General features: G+C 63.4%; 15 protein-coding genes. 13 read left to right on the top strand and 2 right to left on the bottom strand.

The features are described 5' to 3' along the window. The first annotated feature begins 252 nt into the window (after positions 1-252). Positions 253-1,557: a DEAD/DEAH box helicase gene (locus HXS66_RS02210; protein ID WP_084209121.1), complete on the top strand. Its 1,305-nt coding sequence runs from the start codon at positions 253-255 to the stop codon at positions 1,555-1,557. Positions 1,558-1,740: 183 nt separating this feature from the next. Then, the gene (gene dinG / locus HXS66_RS02205) at positions 1,741-3,879 is read left to right on the top strand and encodes an ATP-dependent DNA helicase DinG (RefSeq protein WP_176502765.1); all 2,139 of its coding nucleotides are present in this window, start codon (positions 1,741-1,743) and stop codon (positions 3,877-3,879) included. 159 nt (positions 3,880-4,038) lie between these two features. Here the strand turns inward: dinG and HXS66_RS02200 are convergent, their stop codons facing one another. Further along, positions 4,039-5,127, bottom strand: a complete 1,089-nt coding sequence (locus HXS66_RS02200) for a 3-deoxy-7-phosphoheptulonate synthase (RefSeq protein WP_077372149.1) — start codon at positions 5,125-5,127, stop codon at positions 4,039-4,041. Between the two features lie 529 nt (positions 5,128-5,656). Here HXS66_RS02200 and rpoE point away from each other — a divergent pair. Next, positions 5,657-6,259 (top strand): RNA polymerase sigma factor RpoE, encoded by a 603-nt coding sequence (gene rpoE, locus HXS66_RS02195; RefSeq protein ID WP_077372152.1) that lies wholly within the window; start codon positions 5,657-5,659, stop codon positions 6,257-6,259. Positions 6,260-6,580: 321 nt separating this feature from the next. Further along, positions 6,581-7,297, top strand: a complete 717-nt coding sequence (locus tag HXS66_RS02190; protein ID WP_176502764.1) for a sigma-E factor negative regulatory protein — start codon at positions 6,581-6,583, stop codon at positions 7,295-7,297. 167 nt (positions 7,298-7,464) lie between these two features. On the opposite strand, the gene HXS66_RS02185 is transcribed toward HXS66_RS02190, so the two are convergent. Next, on the bottom strand, positions 7,465-7,713 hold the full coding sequence (locus tag HXS66_RS02185; protein ID WP_084209118.1) for a VF530 family DNA-binding protein: 249 nt from the start codon (positions 7,711-7,713) through the stop codon (positions 7,465-7,467). Between the two features lie 146 nt (positions 7,714-7,859). Between HXS66_RS02185 and HXS66_RS02180 the strand changes: the two genes are divergently transcribed. The 9 genes from HXS66_RS02180 (at position 7,860) to acpS (ending at position 17,190) form a co-directional block, all read left to right on the top strand. Further along, complete coding sequence (locus HXS66_RS02180) at positions 7,860-8,330, top strand: SoxR reducing system RseC family protein (protein ID WP_077372161.1); 471 nt, start codon at positions 7,860-7,862, stop codon at positions 8,328-8,330. 258 nt (positions 8,331-8,588) lie between these two features. After that, entirely contained in the window at positions 8,589-9,995 is a 1,407-nt protein-coding gene (locus HXS66_RS02175) for a DegQ family serine endoprotease (protein WP_176502763.1), read from the top strand. Positions 9,996-10,272: 277 nt separating this feature from the next. After that, positions 10,273-12,093 carry a translation elongation factor 4 gene (gene lepA / locus HXS66_RS02170; RefSeq protein ID WP_077372164.1) on the top strand — a complete coding sequence of 607 codons (1,821 nt, stop codon included), beginning with the start codon at positions 10,273-10,275 and terminating at the stop codon, positions 12,091-12,093. 54 nt (positions 12,094-12,147) lie between these two features. Beyond that, positions 12,148-12,951, top strand: coding sequence for a signal peptidase I (gene lepB, locus HXS66_RS02165; RefSeq protein ID WP_077372167.1), 804 nt, complete (start codon positions 12,148-12,150; stop codon positions 12,949-12,951). Positions 12,952-13,294: 343 nt separating this feature from the next. Beyond that, on the top strand, positions 13,295-13,987 hold the full coding sequence (gene rnc / locus HXS66_RS02160) for a ribonuclease III (RefSeq protein ID WP_077372170.1): 693 nt from the start codon (positions 13,295-13,297) through the stop codon (positions 13,985-13,987). Positions 13,988-14,079: 92 nt separating this feature from the next. Then, the gene (gene era, locus HXS66_RS02155; RefSeq protein ID WP_077373161.1) at positions 14,080-15,024 is read left to right on the top strand and encodes a GTPase Era; all 945 of its coding nucleotides are present in this window, start codon (positions 14,080-14,082) and stop codon (positions 15,022-15,024) included. A 147-nt stretch (positions 15,025-15,171) separates the two neighbouring features. Then, complete coding sequence (gene recO / locus HXS66_RS02150; RefSeq protein WP_176502762.1) at positions 15,172-15,888, top strand: DNA repair protein RecO; 717 nt, start codon at positions 15,172-15,174, stop codon at positions 15,886-15,888. A 103-nt stretch (positions 15,889-15,991) separates the two neighbouring features. Next, a complete protein-coding gene (pdxJ, locus tag HXS66_RS02145) occupies positions 15,992-16,816 on the top strand; it encodes a pyridoxine 5'-phosphate synthase (RefSeq protein WP_176502761.1) in 825 nt (274 codons plus the stop codon). Further along, a complete protein-coding gene (gene acpS, locus HXS66_RS02140; protein WP_077372179.1) occupies positions 16,813-17,190 on the top strand; it encodes a holo-ACP synthase in 378 nt (125 codons plus the stop codon). Before pdxJ ends, acpS begins: the two co-directional genes overlap by 4 nt. Positions 17,191-17,229 lie beyond the last annotated feature (39 nt).

Genomic DNA, 17,229 nt, shown 5'->3' with positions numbered 1-17,229 from the left:
TCGTGCATGTCTGCACCCGGGGCCTGCGTGGCCCTGGAGACGCATACCCCCGAAGGGGAGCAGACAGGCACGGGATGACTCCCAATCCGGCAAAGGCGCATGCAGCCCGAGACGACCGCTTGTCACAAGCGGGTCAGGCGAACCAGGTGAGACCACTGGGCATGACGAACCATCCGGGTGTGGCCTGTCGTGGCGAGATTCCGAGAGCGGCCCGCGCCTGTCGCATATGAACCCTTGAAAAGAACGGATTACATGAGCGAGACGGATCAGACCCAGCCAGCCGCTGAGCAGACTCAGCAAGAGCCGCAGGACCCGAACCAGAAGCCCAGAAAGCCCAAGCGTCGCCGCCGCAAGCCGCGTCGCTCCCAGTCCAAGTGGAACCTTGATCAGTTCCAGGTCGCGCCGGTCGCCGGTCAGTGGCGCTTCCACGATTTCGATCTGCCGCTGCCGTTGATGCGTGCCATCCAGAAGGCCGGTTTCGAATACTGCACCCCGATCCAGACCCAGACCTTCGAGAAGGCGCTGCTGGGTGGTGACGTGGTCGGGCGCGCCCAGACCGGCAGCGGCAAGACGGCTGCCTTCCTGATCGCCACGCTCGCCTACTTCCTGGAAGAGAAGGCGCCGGAAGGTCAGAAGCCGGGTGCCCCGCGTGCCGTGATCATCGCGCCGACCCGTGAGCTGGCGCTGCAGATCGAGAAGGATGCCAAGGCATTCTCCGAATTCGCGCGCATCTCCGTGGCCTGCGTGGTCGGCGGGATGGACTACCAGAAGCAGCGTGAGCGTCTCGAGCGCAAGGTCGACCTGCTGGTCGCCACGCCGGGTCGCCTGCTGGACTTCCATACCAAGCGCGATGTCGATCTCTCCGAGACCGAAGTGCTGGTGGTCGACGAGGCCGACCGCATGCTGTCGATGGGCTTCATCCCGGACGTCAAGCGCATCATCCGCGCCACGCCGCGTGCCGAGGAGCGCCAGACACTGCTGTTCTCCGCCGAGCTGTCCTCCGACGTGCTGGGCCTGGCAGAGCAGTGGACGCATGAGGCCGCTCAGGTGGCGGTGGAGCATGAAGCCGCGGCCGCCATCCCGGCGGACAACGCGGGCGTGCAGGCCTACACCGTCAGCGACGACGACAAGCTGCGTCTGCTGGTCAAGCTCGTCGAGCAGGACGCACTGGAGCGCGTGGTGGTGTTCGGCAATACCCGTGCGCTGGTGCGTCGCATCGATGCCGCTCTGCGTGAGGCAGGCATCGAGGTGGCGCTGATGTCGGGTGCCGAGACCCAGACGGCACGTCTCGAGGCGCAGGAAGCCTTCCGCAACGGCAAGCTCAAGGTGCTGGTGGTCAGTGACGTGGCCGGGCGGGGTCTGCCGCTGGAAGATGCCACCCATGCCATCAACTTCACGCTGCCGGAGGTGCCGGAAGATTACGTGCATCGTGCCAGCTTCAGTGACGTGAGCCTGATCAGCTTCATCGGCGAGGAGGATGTGTTCTCCCTGCCGGAGATCGAGGAGTACATCCAGGAAACGCTGCCCCGCGAGCAACCGCCACAGGGCATGCTGTGACGCGGGGGTGATACCCCGCTCATGCTGGCTGTCTGGCCTGGATGACCGATGCCACTCATCAGGGCATGGCTCGGCAGCGCAGTCAGAAGACAGCAAGTGATGGACGGCGAACAGCTCAGGCTGTTCGCCGTCTTGCGCTAGGGCGCCGCACGGCGGTCAGCTCGGCACAAGGAGAGACACGCAATGCTGGAAGACAGTCTCAAGGGCGAGATCCAGACCGCCTATCGCAAGCTGCTTGAGGGGCTTGAGCTGACGCCGCGCTATGGGCAGCGGCTGATGATCGCCGAGATTGCACGCACCCTGGGCAACATCGAGCAGAATCCGGAAGGGTATCGCCTCGGCAACGAGCACGTCTGCGTGCTGGAGGCCGGTACCGGTACCGGCAAGACGCTCGCCTACCTGCTCTCCGCGCTGCCGGTCGCCAAGGCGCGCGGCAAGCGGCTGGTGGTCTCCACCGCCACCATCGCGTTGCAGGAGCAGGTCATGCATCAGGACCTGCCGGCGCTCAAGAAGCATTCGGGGCTGACCTTCGACTATGCGCTGGCCAAGGGGCGGCGGCGCTATCTGTGCGTACAGAAGCTGGATCAGGCGCTGGAAGGCGTCGAGGACAACCCGACCATGGCGCTGTTCGAGCGCGACATGATCGCCAGCGATGGTGGCAGCTTCGTGGAGCTGGCCGGCAAGATGGCCGAGGACTATGCCAGCGGCGAGTGGGCAGGGGACCGTGACAGCTGGCCGCTGCAGGTCGAGGATCGCGACTGGGCGCGGCTGACCACGGATCACCGCCAGTGCACCAATCGCCGCTGCAGCCACTTCTCGGCGTGCGCCTTCTTCCGTGCCCGCCGTCAGCTGGAGCAGGCCGACATCATCGTCGCCAACCATGATCTGGTGCTGGCGGATCTCTCGCTGGGCGGCGGGCTGGTGCTGCCCTCGCCCAGTGACTGCATCTACGTCTTCGATGAGGCGCATCACCTGCCGGACAAGGCGCTGGACCACTTCCACCACCGCACGCCGATCAATCAGACGCTGCGCTGGCTGGGCAATCTCAAGAAGTCGCTCACCGAGCTGAACGCGGCGCTGGGCAGTCAGCCGACCATCGGGCGCCTGCTGGCGCGCATGCCGGAGTTGCTGGCCGACATCGAGCCGCGGCTGGGCGAGGTGTTCGGGTTGGGCCACCAGCTGGCTGACCTGCCGGAGGGGGCGGGCGATGATGCCACCAATCATCGTTTCGAGCGCGGCCAGGCACCGGAGGCGCTCAAGGAGTTGGGGCACAATCTGCTCAAGGGCTTCGCGGAGCTGTCACGGGCGCTGGAGCAGATCGCCGATATCCTGCGCGAGAGTCTGGACCCGGAGAAGGCGACAGGCCTGCCCAAGGAGAATGCCGAGGACTGGTTGCCGCTGGTGGCCCTGCTGCATGGACGTGCGCTGGAAGCCCATGCGCTGTGGGAGGCCATCGGCCTGAGCGACCCCGCGGATGGCCCGCCGCATGCGCGCTGGCTGACCTTCGAGCGCTTCAATGGCGAACCGGAGATGACCGTCTCGGCCAGCCCCGTCTCGGCGGCGGAGACCCTGGCGCGCCACCTGTGGGGGGCCTGTTTCGGCGCGGTACTGACGTCCGCGACCCTGACGGCGCTCAACCGCTTCGAGCGCCTGCAGGAGCGCGCTGGTCTGGCCAATCGCTATCGCTATCAGCGACTGCCCAGCCCGTTCGATTATGGCAAGGCGGTGCTGGCCATCCCGCGCGAGGCGGTGGAGCCGTCGCCGCCCGGCCCGCATGAGCAGGCGATCGTCGATTTCGTCAATGCGCTGGATGTGCGCGAGGCGGTGCTGGTGCTGTTCAGTTCGCGCAAGCAGCTGGCGGCGGTCAACAAGGCGCTGGACAACGAGACCCGCAAGCGGGTGCTGGCCCAGAGTCGCCTGCCCAAGCACGAGCTGCTCAGTCAGCACCGCAAGGCGGTGGATGGTGGTCGCGGCAGCATCATCTTCGGCCTGGCGAGCTTCGCCGAGGGGATCGATCTGCCCGGCAAGTACCTGACCCATGTGGTGATCACGCGGCTGCCGTTCGCGGTGCCGGATGACCCGGTCGGTGCGACGCTTGCAGAGTGGATCGAGTCGCGAGGCGGCAATCCGTTCATGCGCATCGCGGTGCCCGATGTCTCCATCAAGCTGGTGCAGGCCTGCGGGCGCCTGATCCGCAAGGAGGCCGATGAGGGGCGCATCACGATTCTGGATCGGCGCATCCTGACCAAGCGTTACGGTCAGCAGCTGATCGAGGCATTGCCGCCCTTCGTGCGCGAGATTGACGGCGTACGTCAGTACTGAGCCGCAAGCCCTGATCCGCAAGCCCTGATCTGCAAGTGCTGATTCGCAAGTACTGATTCGCAAGTACTGATTCGCAAGTACTGATTCGCAAGTACTGAGTGGCCACAAAAAAGCCCCGCCGATCGGCGGGGCTTTTTCTGTCTGCCTGTCCGGTGCGTATCAGGCTTCGGCGGACTGCTCGAGGCGGGCGCGCAGGGCGTCCTTGAGCTTGGTGTCCATGGTCTTGAAGGTCTCTTCGGTGGTCGCCCAGTCGATGCAGGCATCGGTGATGGAAACGCCATATTCCATCTTGCTGCGGTCGGCATTGATCTTCTGGGCGCCCCAGTTGATGTGCGATTCGACCATCAGGCCCATGATGGAGCGGTTGCCCTCGAGAATCTGCTGAGTGACGTTTTCCAGCACCAGCGGCTGCAGGCCCGGGTCCTTGTTGGAGTTGGCGTGGGAGCAGTCGACCATCAGGTTGGCGGTGACGCCGGCCTTGGCCAGTTCCTGCTCGGCCAGGGCGACACTGACGCTGTCATAGTTCGGCTTGCCGTTGCCACCCCGCAGCACGACGTGGCCGTAGGCGTTGCCGCGGGTGCGGATGATCGCGACCTGACCGGCCTGATTGATGCCCAGGAAGTTGTGGCCGTGGGAGACGGACTGCAGGGCGTTGACGGCGACATCCAGCGAGCCGTCGGTGCCGTTCTTGAAGCCGACCGGGCATGAGAGGCCAGACGCCATCTCACGGTGAGTCTGGGATTCGGTGGTGCGCGCGCCGATGGCGGACCAGCTGATGCAGTCCTGCAGGTACTGCGGGGAGATCGGGTCCAGCGCTTCAGTGGCCAGCGGCAGGCCCATCTCGGCCAGTTCGACCAGCAGGCCGCGGGCGATGTGCAGGCCTTCCTCGATCTCGAAGGAATCGTTGAGGTGCGGGTCGTTGATCAATCCCTTCCAGCCGACCGTGGTGCGCGGCTTCTCGAAGTAGACGCGCATCACGATGTAGAGGCTGTCCTTGACCTCTTCCGCGAGCACCTTCAGGCGGCGAGCATAGTCGCGGGCGGCGTCCAGGTCATGGATGGAGCAGGGGCCGACCACCACCAGCAGGCGCGGATCCTCGCCGTCCAGAATGCGCTGGATGGTGCGACGGCCTTCGATGACGGTCTGCTCGGCCTTGTCGGTCAGCGGGATGTCCTGCTTGAGCGCCTGCGGAGTGATCAGTACATCCTGGGACAGGACGTTGAGGTTGTTGACGTGCTGTTCTGACATGACGGTGTCCTGAGCGTTGTTCGGTCCGCAATCGTGAGCGCAGATCCTGGCAGAGGCTGTCCCCCTGCCGTGAGTGGAGTCGTGAATGGCTCCATGGTATCTGCTGCTTTGACGCTTGTCAGCGGCTTTGGCGCAATATAAATCACCTGTCAAGGTAAATGGAGGGATCAGGAGCGAGTGTCATGCCTGGCAATGAGTCAGTCGTAAAGTAATCGTTACACTTGAGCGAGTCAGCGTCGCCAAACACGGTCATCTCAGGCGTAGGCATGGAAAACCTGTGGCTTTGGCCACCACGTGTCTTGCCGTGCAAATGATAAACAGGAACACTGTGCGTTGATTTTGGTCGCCCGAACGGGTGCAAGGTAGCCAGTGTGCTGTTCGAATTGCGCGACGCATCCATGAGCATGAATGTCAAAGGGGCCGGATTCCATATGCGCGAGTCGCAATTTCCATCAGGTACTGATGCCCCGGGGACGTCTTTGCGAGTCGTCTCTAGCGGTGCCTCCACTCCCGCGGAGGGAGCGAGTGAATGAGTGTCAATGAGACAGATCAGCAGCTGGTCGAGCGCGCCCAGAAAGGGGATAACCGCGCCTTCGATCTGCTGGTCAACAAGTATCAACACAAGATTCTCGGCCTGATCAGCCGTTATGTGCATGATCATGCCGAAGTCCAGGATGTCGCCCAGGAAGCTTTCATCAAGGCCTATCGCGCCTTGCCCAATTTCCGGGCGGAGAGCGCCTTCTATACCTGGATGTATCGCATCGCCATCAATACCGCCAAGAATCATCTGGTCTCGCGGGGGCGGCGTCCCCCGGGGACGGATCTGGACATCGGGGATGCCGAGGTGCTGGATCAGTCCGGGCGTCTGGCGGATGTCGAGACACCGGAAGCGGCCATGGCGCGTGACGAGCTGGAGAAGGTGGTGTTCGATGCCATCGAGAAATTGCCGGAAGACCTGCGCACCGCCATCACGCTGCGCGAGTTCGACGGTCTGTCCTATGAGGATATCGCCGAGGTGATGCAGTGCCCGGTGGGGACCGTTCGCTCACGCATCTTCCGTGCTCGCGAATCGGTGGACAAGGCCATCCAGGGGCTGCTCAGTCCTGCTGCAGCTGGGGCGGTAGCTGACTGAGAGGGGCACTGTTGAGGACGGCGTCTGGCGGTCGAGCAGGACCCGACAGGCAGGTATCTGTCTCCGATGGTCTACATCCTTGTCTGTCGAGAAAACTCATCAAAAACAATGGCTTGTTCAGAGAGTGCATGAAAAGTGAATGTTTTCTGAATGAATCGCGGAACGAACTGGCGCGCGCGTGATCATAGTGTGCAGATTGCCGGTTCGTTCAGTCGGGCCGCCAAGAGTCATGCAGCGAGCCAGTCGTGTCATGACGCCATTCGTTGTCTGAAATGCAGGTTGTGCCCCGTGATGGCCTGTCGAGTGTGAGGGTATTTACGCATGAATCTTAAGACCACCGAATCCGTGAAGGAGTCGCTGTCCGCGCTGATGGATGCGGAGGGTGACGAGCTGGATCTGCGACGTGTCCTCAAGGGGCTCGACGAATCGCCTCAGGCGGCAGACACCTGGCGTCGCTATCATCTTGCGCGCAGCGTCATGCACCGCGAGCGCGAGAGCAGCTTCACCATGGATATCTCGGCGGCCGTGAGTGCCGAGGTCGAGATGATCTCTCGTGAAGCGCCGGTTGCCGAACCCGTGGCCGAGCGCCGCAGCCTCTTCTCCTTCGCAGGCTCTGCCGCGATCGCGGCGGGTGTCGCGGTGATGGTGATCACCGGTGTGCAGGTCTTCAATGGCACTGACACTGGCGTACCGAGCCTCAACGGCTCAGGCGCGGAGCTGGCCAGCGGGGCTTCAGGCCTGCAGGGTGGCGCGGTGCATCAGGTCAGCCAGCCGTCCGTGAATGCCGAGGCTTCCCAGTGGGCACAACCGAGTGCTGCAGGCGGTCTGATGCAGGTCGGCGTGACGGCTTCTCCGTCGCGTCCCATGTTCATGGCCCCGCAGAATGGCGGTTATGACTCCGGCATGTCGTCCAGCAACGTCGCAGCGGCGGATCTTGCCCAGCGTCGACTGCTTGAAGCGTACCTGAGCAAGTCGTCCGAGCGCGGCCCCGTGCCGGAGCGCAGCGAATGGATCAGTCTGCAGGATGTCGCCCAGTAACCTTCGCTGGATGACTGGCCTGCGATGGCGTCGTTGCCAGGGTAGGTGAAAGCAGCAAGGGTCGACAGGAAAAGAGGGGCAGCCATTGGCTGCCCCTCTTTTTGCGTCTGCATATCCTGGTCGCGTCCGGCCAGCGCCGTCACCTGGCGGTGTGGCCACTCTCCGCCTCAGTCATGTAGATAGCGATCTGCCGTCTGGATGTAGAGCGCCTCGACCTTGGCGCGTGCCCAGGGCGTGCGTCGCAGGAACTTGAGGCTGGAGTTGATGCTGGGGTCACTCAGGAAGCAATTGATGGGGATCAGTTCGCCCAGCGTCTCGAATCCGTAATGGTCGACCAGCCAGGTCAGCAACGCCTTGAGGGTGACCCCGTGCAGGGGGTCGAGACGCGAGGTGGAGGGTGGCGGTGCTTCGCTCATGAGAGTTCCTGTGCGGACATGGGTGTCATCTCGGTCGACCGGGATGAGGGGCAATGGCGGCGGGGTGAGGTGAAGCGTCCCCCTGAAAGGCGTTATTCTACCCATATGTGCTGCCGGCAGGTGGCGAGATTTCAGGAGTCGGCAAGATGATGCAGGAAGAAGGGCAGGTCACCGGTCATGGCAGGGAAGGGGTGTGGGTCGAGACCCAGCGCCGCTCCACCTGCGGAGCCTGCAAGGCTCGCAGCAGTTGCGGGAGCGGGCTGTTGAGCCAGTTCTCGCGCCGCAAGGCACACCGCGTGCTGATTCATGTGCCGCTTGGCGAGGCGTGGCCGATGGTCGGCGAACGGGTCGTGATCGGTATCGACGAATCCGCCTTCCTGCGCAGTGCCGGACTGCTGTATGGCCTGCCGCTGATGAGTGGCATGCTCGGCGGTATCGTGGCCGAGCAGCTGGCAGGCGCAGGGGCTCTGGTGGTGCCGCTGGGCTTTGCGCTCTCGCTGGCGGCGGGGCTGGGCGTGGTGCGCTGGCATGCCGCGCGTCCTGAGCAGCAGGCGCTGTATCGTCCCCGCCTGCTGCGTCGCCTGGGAGTGGACTCGCTGGCCATCAAGGCCGTCTGACGGCTCTTGTGCTCGGCTGACAGCTGCTCGCGCGCGTGAGCGGCAGTGGTCGACCCTCGCCCGTCCCCGAGAATGCCTGCTGCATGTCGTCTGTCGCTTTCATGCGACCTGAGGTTGCGTCGAGCGCGGTATCATTCGCTGAACTTCAACGCCGTCTTGGCGTCAATGAATGGGACGTCGCCTGCGGCGTCAGCATGCTGGATGGCAAGTGACAGCGTGCCTCATAACAAGTGACAGGACGTACCAGGAGTCGCATCGATGAAATCGCTTTCTCGCCTGATGGCGCCCGCGTTGGCCATGGCTGCCCTGATGGGTGCCCAGATGGCCCAGGCGCGTGAACTTCCCGATTTTACCCAGCTGGTCAAGGATTCGGCGCCTGCCGTGGTCAACATCGCGACCACCACCGAGATCAAACGTACCTCGGGGCCGGTGTTCCGTGGCCCGGATGGCCAGGAGATGCCGGAGTTCTTCAAGCACTTCTTCGGTGATCAGTTCCCCGGTCAGGGGCGTGGGGGGATCGAGAAGCGCTCCAGCCTCGGTTCCGGCTTCATCATCTCCGACGATGGCTACATCATGACCAACGCCCACGTCGTGGATGGTGCCGACGAGGTGATGGTGCGCCTGAATGACCGTCGAGAGCTGAAGGCTCAGGTGGTCGGCGAGGACAAGAAGACCGATATCGCGCTGCTCAAGGTCAAGGCGGATGATCTGCCCACTCTGCCGATGGGCGACAGTGACGCTCTGGAAGTCGGTCAGTGGGTGGCGGCCATCGGCTCGCCGTTCGGCTTCGATCACTCCGTCACGGCGGGGATCGTCAGTGCCATCGATCGCACGCTGCCCTCGGATGCCTATGTGCCCTTCATCCAGACGGATGTCGCGATCAACCCGGGCAACTCCGGGGGGCCGCTGTTTGATCTCGAGGGAGACGTGGTCGGAATCAACTCCCAGATCTACACCCGCTCCGGTGGCTTCATGGGGGTGAGCTTCGCGATTCCCATCAATGTGGCGATGGATGTGGCCGACAAGCTCAAGACCGATGGTCGCGTCGATCGTGGCTGGCTGGGGGTCGTCATCCAGCCGGTGTCCAAGGATCTGGCCGAATCCTTCGGGCTGGACCGGGCGCGTGGCGCGCTGATCGCCGATCTTGACCCGGATGGCCCGGCCGCAGCGTCCGGCCTCAAGGCGGGCGACATCATCATGGCGGTCGATGGCGATGAGGTGGAAACCTCCGCCAACCTGCCGCGCATGGTCGGTGCCAGCTCGCCGGGGGATTCGCTCAAGCTTTCCATCCTGCGAGATGGCAAGCGTCAGACCCTGCAGGCCAAGGTAGGTCACTGGCCGGGCAGCGATCAGGACGAGATTGCCGCTGCCAGCAATGACAAGCAGGGCCTGGGCATTGCCGTGACCGAGCTTGGCAAGGCGGCCCTGGCGGAAATGAACCTCGACAATGGCGTCAAGGTGCTGGAGGTCGACCCACAGGGCGTGGCGGCAGAAGCGGGCATCACTGCCGGCGATGTGCTGGTCGAGCTCAATCAGCAGCCGTTGACCAGCGTGCAGTCGCTGCGTGACGTGGTGGCCAAGCTGCCGGCGGATCGCCCGGTCTCGCTGCGCCTGGTGCGCAACGGCCGCCCGCTGTACATCGCACTGCGCATGCGCGATGAATGACGCGGACGCCAGCAAGGGTGGCGAGTGACGACGGGGCGCACGGGCGACTGTGCGCCCCGTCTGTATTCAGGGGCGAGCCCCCTTCTCGCGGGGCTCGCAAGCATGAGGATTGCCCTGTGGCTGCCGTTCGTACGGCTGGGTGAGAGAGGTGCAAAAGGTAACGCCTTCTATCATCGCCTCAAGTCGGACTGTACAATGCGTGCAATTCGATTTCCGTCGTCTCCCGTGTTGGCCGTGTGATTTCACGGAGACGGGCACAAATACAGAGCAGTGATCCATGACCGAACGCGTAACGCCGCCGTCCTTGAAGCATATCCGCAACTTCTCAATCATCGCCCATATCGACCACGGCAAGTCCACGCTGGCTGACCGCATCATTCAGCTGTGTGAAGGCTTGAGTGACCGTGAGCTCAAGGAGCAGGTGCTTGACTCGATGGACATCGAGCGTGAGCGCGGCATCACCATCAAGGCCCAGTCGGTGACCCTCGACTACCACGCCGATGATGGCAATACCTATCAGCTGAACTTCATCGATACCCCGGGCCACGTCGACTTCTCCTATGAAGTCTCGCGCTCGCTGTATGCCTGTGAAGGGGCGCTGCTGGTGGTGGATGCCGGTCAGGGCGTCGAAGCCCAGTCGGTGGCCAACTGCTACACCGCCATCGAGCAGGGCCTCGAGGTGCTGCCGGTCCTCAACAAGATGGATCTGCCGCAGGCGGACCCGGAGAAGGTCTCCCAGGAGATCGAGGAGATCATCGGTCTGGACGCGACGGATGCCTGTCAGGTGTCGGCCAAGTCCGGCATGGGCATGGAAGCGCTGCTCGAACGTCTGGTGCGTGACATTCCGCCGCCCAAGGGCGATCCGGAAGCGCCGCTGCAGGCGTTGATCATCGACTCCTGGTTCGACAACTACCTCGGCGTCGTCTCGCTGGTGCGTATCTTCGACGGCACCCTGAAGAAGGGTGAGAAGATCCGCCTGAAGTCCACCGGCCGCGACTGGGAAACCGGCGCGATCGGTATCTTCACGCCCAAGCGCAAGGAAACCGGTGTGCTGCGTGCCGGCGAGGTGGGCTTCATCGTCGCCGGCATCAAGGACATCATGGGCGCGCCGGTGGGTGACACCATCGTGCACACCAAGACGGCCGACAAGGTCGAGCGTCTGCCGGGCTTCCAGAAGGTCAAGCCGCAGGTCTACGCCGGTATGTTCCCGATCAGCTCCGATGACTACGAGGACTTCCGTGACGCGCTGCAGAAACTGGCGCTCAACGATGCCTCGCTGGATTACGAGCCGGAGAACTCCGACGCACTGGGCTTCGGCTTCCGCGTCGGCTTCCTGGGCACCCTGCACATGGAGATCATCCAGGAGCGTCTGGAGCGCGAGTACAATCTCGACCTGCTGACGACTGCGCCGACGGTGATCTACGAGGTGCTGATGGACAACGGCGACGTGCTGCCGGTGTCCAACCCCTCGAAGCTTCCGGACATGGCCAACGTCGATGAACTGCGTGAGCCGATCTGCCGCGCCACCATCCTCGTGCCACAGGAATACGTCGGCAACGTCATCACCGAGTGCGTCAATCGTCGCGGCGTCCAGCTCGACATGCAGTTCCTGGGCAGCCAGATCCAGCTGGTCTACGAGCTGCCGATGGCCGAGGTCGTGATGGACTTCTTCGATCGCCTCAAGTCCATCTCCAAGGGCTATGCCTCTCTGGATTACAGCTTCGAGCGTTTCGAGGCGGCCAAGCTGGTACGTCTGGACGTGCTGATCAATGGCGATCGCGTCGATGCGCTGGCGGCCATCATCCACCGCGACCATGCTCACGGCCGTGGCCGACTGCTGGTCGAGAAGATGAAGGAACTGATCCCGCGTCAGATGTTCGACGTGGCGATCCAGGCGGCCGTCGGAGGTCAGGTCGTGGCACGCTCCACCGTGAAGGCGCTGCGCAAGAACGTGACCGCCAAGTGCTACGGCGGCGACGTCAGCCGCAAGAAGAAGCTGCTCGAGAAGCAGAAAGCGGGCAAGAAGCGCATGAAGCAGGTCGGCCGGGTGGAAATTCCCCAGGACGCCTTCCTTGCCGTGCTCAAGATGAACGACTGATGCAGGCCGCCGGCTGGCGGCCTGCCCCAAGACCCAGGGCAGACAGGGATGACGATGGATTTCTCGCTAGTATTGGTGATTGCCGTAGCGGTAGCCGGCGTGGTGTGGCTGATAGATCTGATTGCCCTGCGCGGTGCGCGCAAGGCGCGTCTGGCCAAGGCCGAGGCATCCGTCGAAGGGGAGCTGGACAGTGGTACGCGTGAGAAGCTGACGCGGGACCCGTGGCTGGTGGACTATGCCAAGTCGTTCTTTCCGGTACTGTTGCTGGTGCTGGTGGTGCGCTCATTCGCCTATGAGCCGTTCCAGATTCCCTCCGGCTCGATGCTGCCGACGCTCAAGATCGGCGACTTCATCCTGGTCAACAAGTATGACTATGGCCTGCGCCTGCCGGTGGTCGACACCAAGGTGCTGGAGGTCGGCGAGCCCGAGCGTGGTGACGTGATGGTGTTCCGTTTCCCGGAGGACCCGTCCACCAACTTCATCAAGCGCGTCGTCGGTCTGCCCGGTGACACCATTCGCTATGAGGGCAAGCAGCTCTACGTGAATGGTCAGGCGGTCAGCAAGACGCTCAATGCGCGCAACGTCAGTGAGCAGCCCGGCGAGAGTCTGCTGGATGAGACACTGGGGAAACACGCCCATCAAATCTACAATAACCCTCAGGACCCCGGCCCGCAGATGCGCGAGATCCGGGTGCCTGAAGGGCAGTACTTCGTGATGGGTGACAACCGCGACCATTCCAACGACAGCCGCTACTGGGGCTTCGTGCCGGAAGAGAACATCGTCGGCAAGGCGGTCGCGGTGTGGATGCACTGGAAGGACGGATTCCCGGACTTTTCCTCGGTACGCCTGATTCATTGATCAGTGCATTGACCGGGCCGCCGAGAGGCGGCCCGGTCGTGTCTGGCAGCGCCGCCCGGCGGCGTGCCAGTACCGCAAGGACGGATCTTTCGACATGGGACGATGCGTCGTGCCTGCCATGTCAACCTGCTGTTCATCATGTCGGACCCGAGGCCACGAGCCTGCGGGCAGCGCGGCTGACGAATATCGGATTGGGATGGTGGCGATCGGCAACTCCTCAAGCCGTGTAGGCTTCGGGCATCGCGAAGCATGTCGATGACGACAGGCATCAGCCGTCAAGACTGATGCACCATTCGACAGGACGCCTGCGGGCGTCAGCGACAAAAAGAGAGTAGGGAGACCTGTGAGTAGCCCGCTGAATGCCTTTGTAAAGCGTATCGGCCACACCTTCGAGGATGCCAGTCTGTTGGAACTGGCATTGACCCATCGAAGCTATGGTGGCCAGAACAATGAGCGGCTCGAGTTTCTTGGCGATTCCATCGTCAATTTCGTGATCGCCGAAGCGCTGTTCCTGCGCTTCCCCCAGGCCCGTGAGGGCCAGCTGTCACGCCTGCGTGCGCGTCTGGTCAAGGGCCAGACCCTGGCGGAGCTTGCCCGTGAGTTCAAGCTGGGCGAGAACCTGCGCCTGGGCTCCGGCGAGATGAAGAGCGGCGGTCATCGTCGCGAATCCATCCTGGCTGACGCCGTGGAAGCCGTGATCGGTGCCATCTATCTGGATGCTGGCATGCAGGTCGTGCGTGAACACGTGCTGCGCTGGTACGACAGCCGTCTTGAGGCGTTGAACCTTCAGGACACCCAGAAAGATCCCAAGACACGTCTGCAGGAATTCCTGCAATCGCGTCAGGCGGCCCTGCCGCGCTATGAGGTGACCAGCGTCGAAGGCGAAGCGCATTCGCAGACCTTCAGCGTCGATTGCCACGTCGAGATGATCGACACCAAGACCACAGGCGTCGGCTCCAGCCGTCGCCATGCTGAACAGCAGGCGGCCGAGTTCGCGCTGCAACTGCTCGAACCTGCCCGCGGAGGCCGCTCATGAGCCATACCCCAGAAGACAACGTCACCCCGAGCGGCGACGCCCCTGATGCCTCTACCGAGACGCACACCGGCAACGCCGATGCCCTCGAGGGCATGCTGGCGGCCGCCGGTGTCAGCGATCAGCCGCTGCCGGATACCCGCTGTGGCTTCGTCGCCATCGTCGGGCGCCCCAATGTCGGCAAGTCGACGCTGATGAACCACATCCTGGGCCAGAAGGTCTCGATCACCTCGCGTCGTCCGCAGACCACGCGTCACCAGGTGATGGGCATCCACACCGAGGACGGCACCCAGTGCGTCTTCGTCGATACCCCGGGGATCCACATCATGCAGCGCGATCGCAACAAGGCGATCAACCGCTTCATGAACCAGACCGCCACCCAGGCGCTGCGCGATGTGGACGCCGTGGTGTTCATCGTCGACCGCACCCGCTGGATGGAAGAAGACCAGATCGTGCTCGAGAAGCTGGCCCACGTGAAGGCGCCGGTGATTCTCGTCGTCAACAAGATCGACTGGCTGAAGGACAAGACCACTCTGGCCCCCTGGCTCCAGAGTCTGCAGGAGCGTCGTGACTTCGCGGCCATCATCCCGATGTCGGCCAAGAATGGCACCAACATCGACCTGCTGCTCGAGAACGTGATGGGGCGTCTGCCGCACGGCGAGCACATGTTCGCGGATGATCAGATCACCAACAAGAGCTCACGCTTCCTGGCCTCCGAGCTGGTGCGCGAGAAGGTGATGCGTCAGCTGGGTGACGAACTGCCGTACCAGATGACCGTCGAGATCGAGGAATTCAAGACCGATCAGCGCGGCACGCTGCACATCAGCGCGCTGATGATGGTCGAGCGTCAGGGCCAGAAGAAGATCCTGATCGGCGAGAATGGCGAGCGCATCAAGAACATCGGTCGCGAAGCGCGTCTCGAGATGGAGCGTGCCTTCGATGCCAAGGTAATGCTCAACCTGTGGGTCAAGGTCAAGCGTGGCTGGTCGGATGACGAGCGCGCCCTGAAAAGCCTGGGTTACACCCACGACAAGGACTGATGCTCCCCGCACCCGTGGCGTGGCAGGCAAGACGACTGCCGCGCCACGGGTGGCCTCATCAGCCGAGCATCGCCTGATGCTCGGCGTTCGCCTCTGCCGGATGCCATCTTCCCTGTCCGCAAGCCCTCTCTGTCGTGAGCCTGTCCGATGACGCCGCAACCGGCCTTCCTGCTGCATCGCAAGCCGTATCGTGAAACCAGTGCCATCATCGAGTTGTTGACCCTCGAGCATGGTCGGGTGCGTGCGGTGGCACGCGGTGTCCAGCGTCCGGGCAGCAAGTCGCGGGCGCGACTGCAGCCGTTCACTCCCCTGCACGTCACCTGGCGCGGGGAAAGCGATCTCAAGACGCTCAACCTGATGGAGACCGGCGGCAGCGCCAGTCTGCTGGCGGGGGAAGGGCTTCTGTGTGGCTTCTATGCCAATGAGCTATTGACGCGCACCTTGCCGGTGGAAATGCCGGTACCGGAGCTGTTCGCCCTCTATTCGCTGACCCTGGATGACGTGGCGCTGCCTGCTCGTCGCGCCCCGGCACTCAGGCGACTGGAATACACCCTGCTGGAAGCCCTTGAGCAATTGCCGCAGTTTCGTACGCTGGAGGATGCCCCTCTGATGCCCGACGTGCGCTACGACTATGTCGCCAGCGAGCGGCGTTTTCGCGCCCAACCCGAGGGGGTGGCAGGTATCGAGGGGCGTGCCTTGAAGCTGCTGGCCAGTGAGGACTGGGGGCACGCCGGCCTGTCGCGCGAGAGTCTATGGCTGGCGCGGCGCGCCTTGGCGCCATTGCTGGGAGAGCGTCCGCTGCGCTCGCGTGAACTGATGCGTCAGCTGACCGCCCGGCGACGTGAAAGTCGTCAGACAGGTTGATGCGGGCCTTGCCTGCAGATCGTATCCTGTCGTCATGCAAGCTGTCTTCGTCATGGCACCTGTTGCCATGCCTATTTTCCATCTCCATCGCTAGGAGCTGATCATGCACCCGCTGCGTATCCTGCTCGGGGTCAATATTGACCACATCGCCACTCTGCGCCAGGCGCGTGGCACCCGTTATCCGGACCCGGTCCAGGCCGCGCTGGTCGCGGAGGAAGCCGGCGCCGATGGCATCACCGTGCACCTGCGTGAAGACCGTCGCCATATCCAGGAGCGCGACGTGCGTCTTCTGGCCGAGGTGCTCAATACGCGCATGAATCTCGAGATGGCCGTCAGTGACGAGATGCTGGCGCTGGCCGAGGAAGTGCGTCCGGCCAATGTCTGCCTGGTGCCGGAGAAGCGCGAGGAACTGACCACCGAGGGTGGTCTGGATGTCGCCGGGGATCTGGAACGCATTCGCGCGGCCTGTGAGCGTCTCGCGACGGCGGGCTGTGAAGTCTCGCTGTTTATCGACCCGGAGCCTGAGCAGATTCGTGCCGCCTTCGAGACCGGGGCGCCAGTCGTCGAGCTTCACACCGGTGCCTACGCGGATGCCAGCGGTGAAGCGGCGCGTGTCGAATTCGAGCGCATCGCGGCTGCAGCCGAGCTCGCCAACGAGCTGGGTCTGATCGTCAATGCCGGGCATGGTCTCAACTATCACAACGTCGAGGCCATCGCGGGCATCTCGGGGCTGAACGAGCTGAATATCGGTCACGCGATCATCGCGCGCGCCATGTTCGTCGGCCTCAAGGAGGCCGTCATCGAGATGAAGCGCCTGTGCATCGCAGGCCAGGAAGCGGGCCTGATGGCAGCGCTGGATGCACACGACCATGATCATGAGCACGATGAGGATCATGAGCACGTGCAAGGGTCAGGCTGCTGCGGATGATCGTCGGGATAGGCACGGACATCGCGCGAATCGAGCGTTTCGAGGCCGGCATGGCACGCCACGGAGAGCGCTTCGCTCGGCGTCTGCTCGGAGCGCAGGAGCTGGCACGCTTCGCGGATCACCCCCAGCCGGCGGCTTTTCTGGCCAAGCGTTTCGCGGCCAAGGAAGCCTTCGTCAAGGCGCTGGGGACCGGGCTGCGTCAGGGCATGCGTTTCACCCAGATTCAGGTGGTGAACGATGCGTTGGGCAAGCCGTCCTTCGTGCTGTCAGATGAAGCGGAAGCGCTGACTGCGCGTGCCGGGATTCGTCATCTGCATCTGTCGATCAGTGATGAGCGTGATCAGGCCATCGCCTTCGTGGTGCTGGAGCGCTGAGTATCCGCTGACCGCTGAAAGTGCTGGACATGACAACGC

It is taken from the genome of Cobetia sp. 5-11-6-3 (assembly GCF_013374055.1).
Lineage (GTDB): Bacteria > Pseudomonadota > Gammaproteobacteria > Pseudomonadales > Halomonadaceae > Cobetia > Cobetia marina.
Note: the sequence above shows the minus strand (reverse complement) of the source record. Positions and strands in the feature narration are given on the sequence as shown.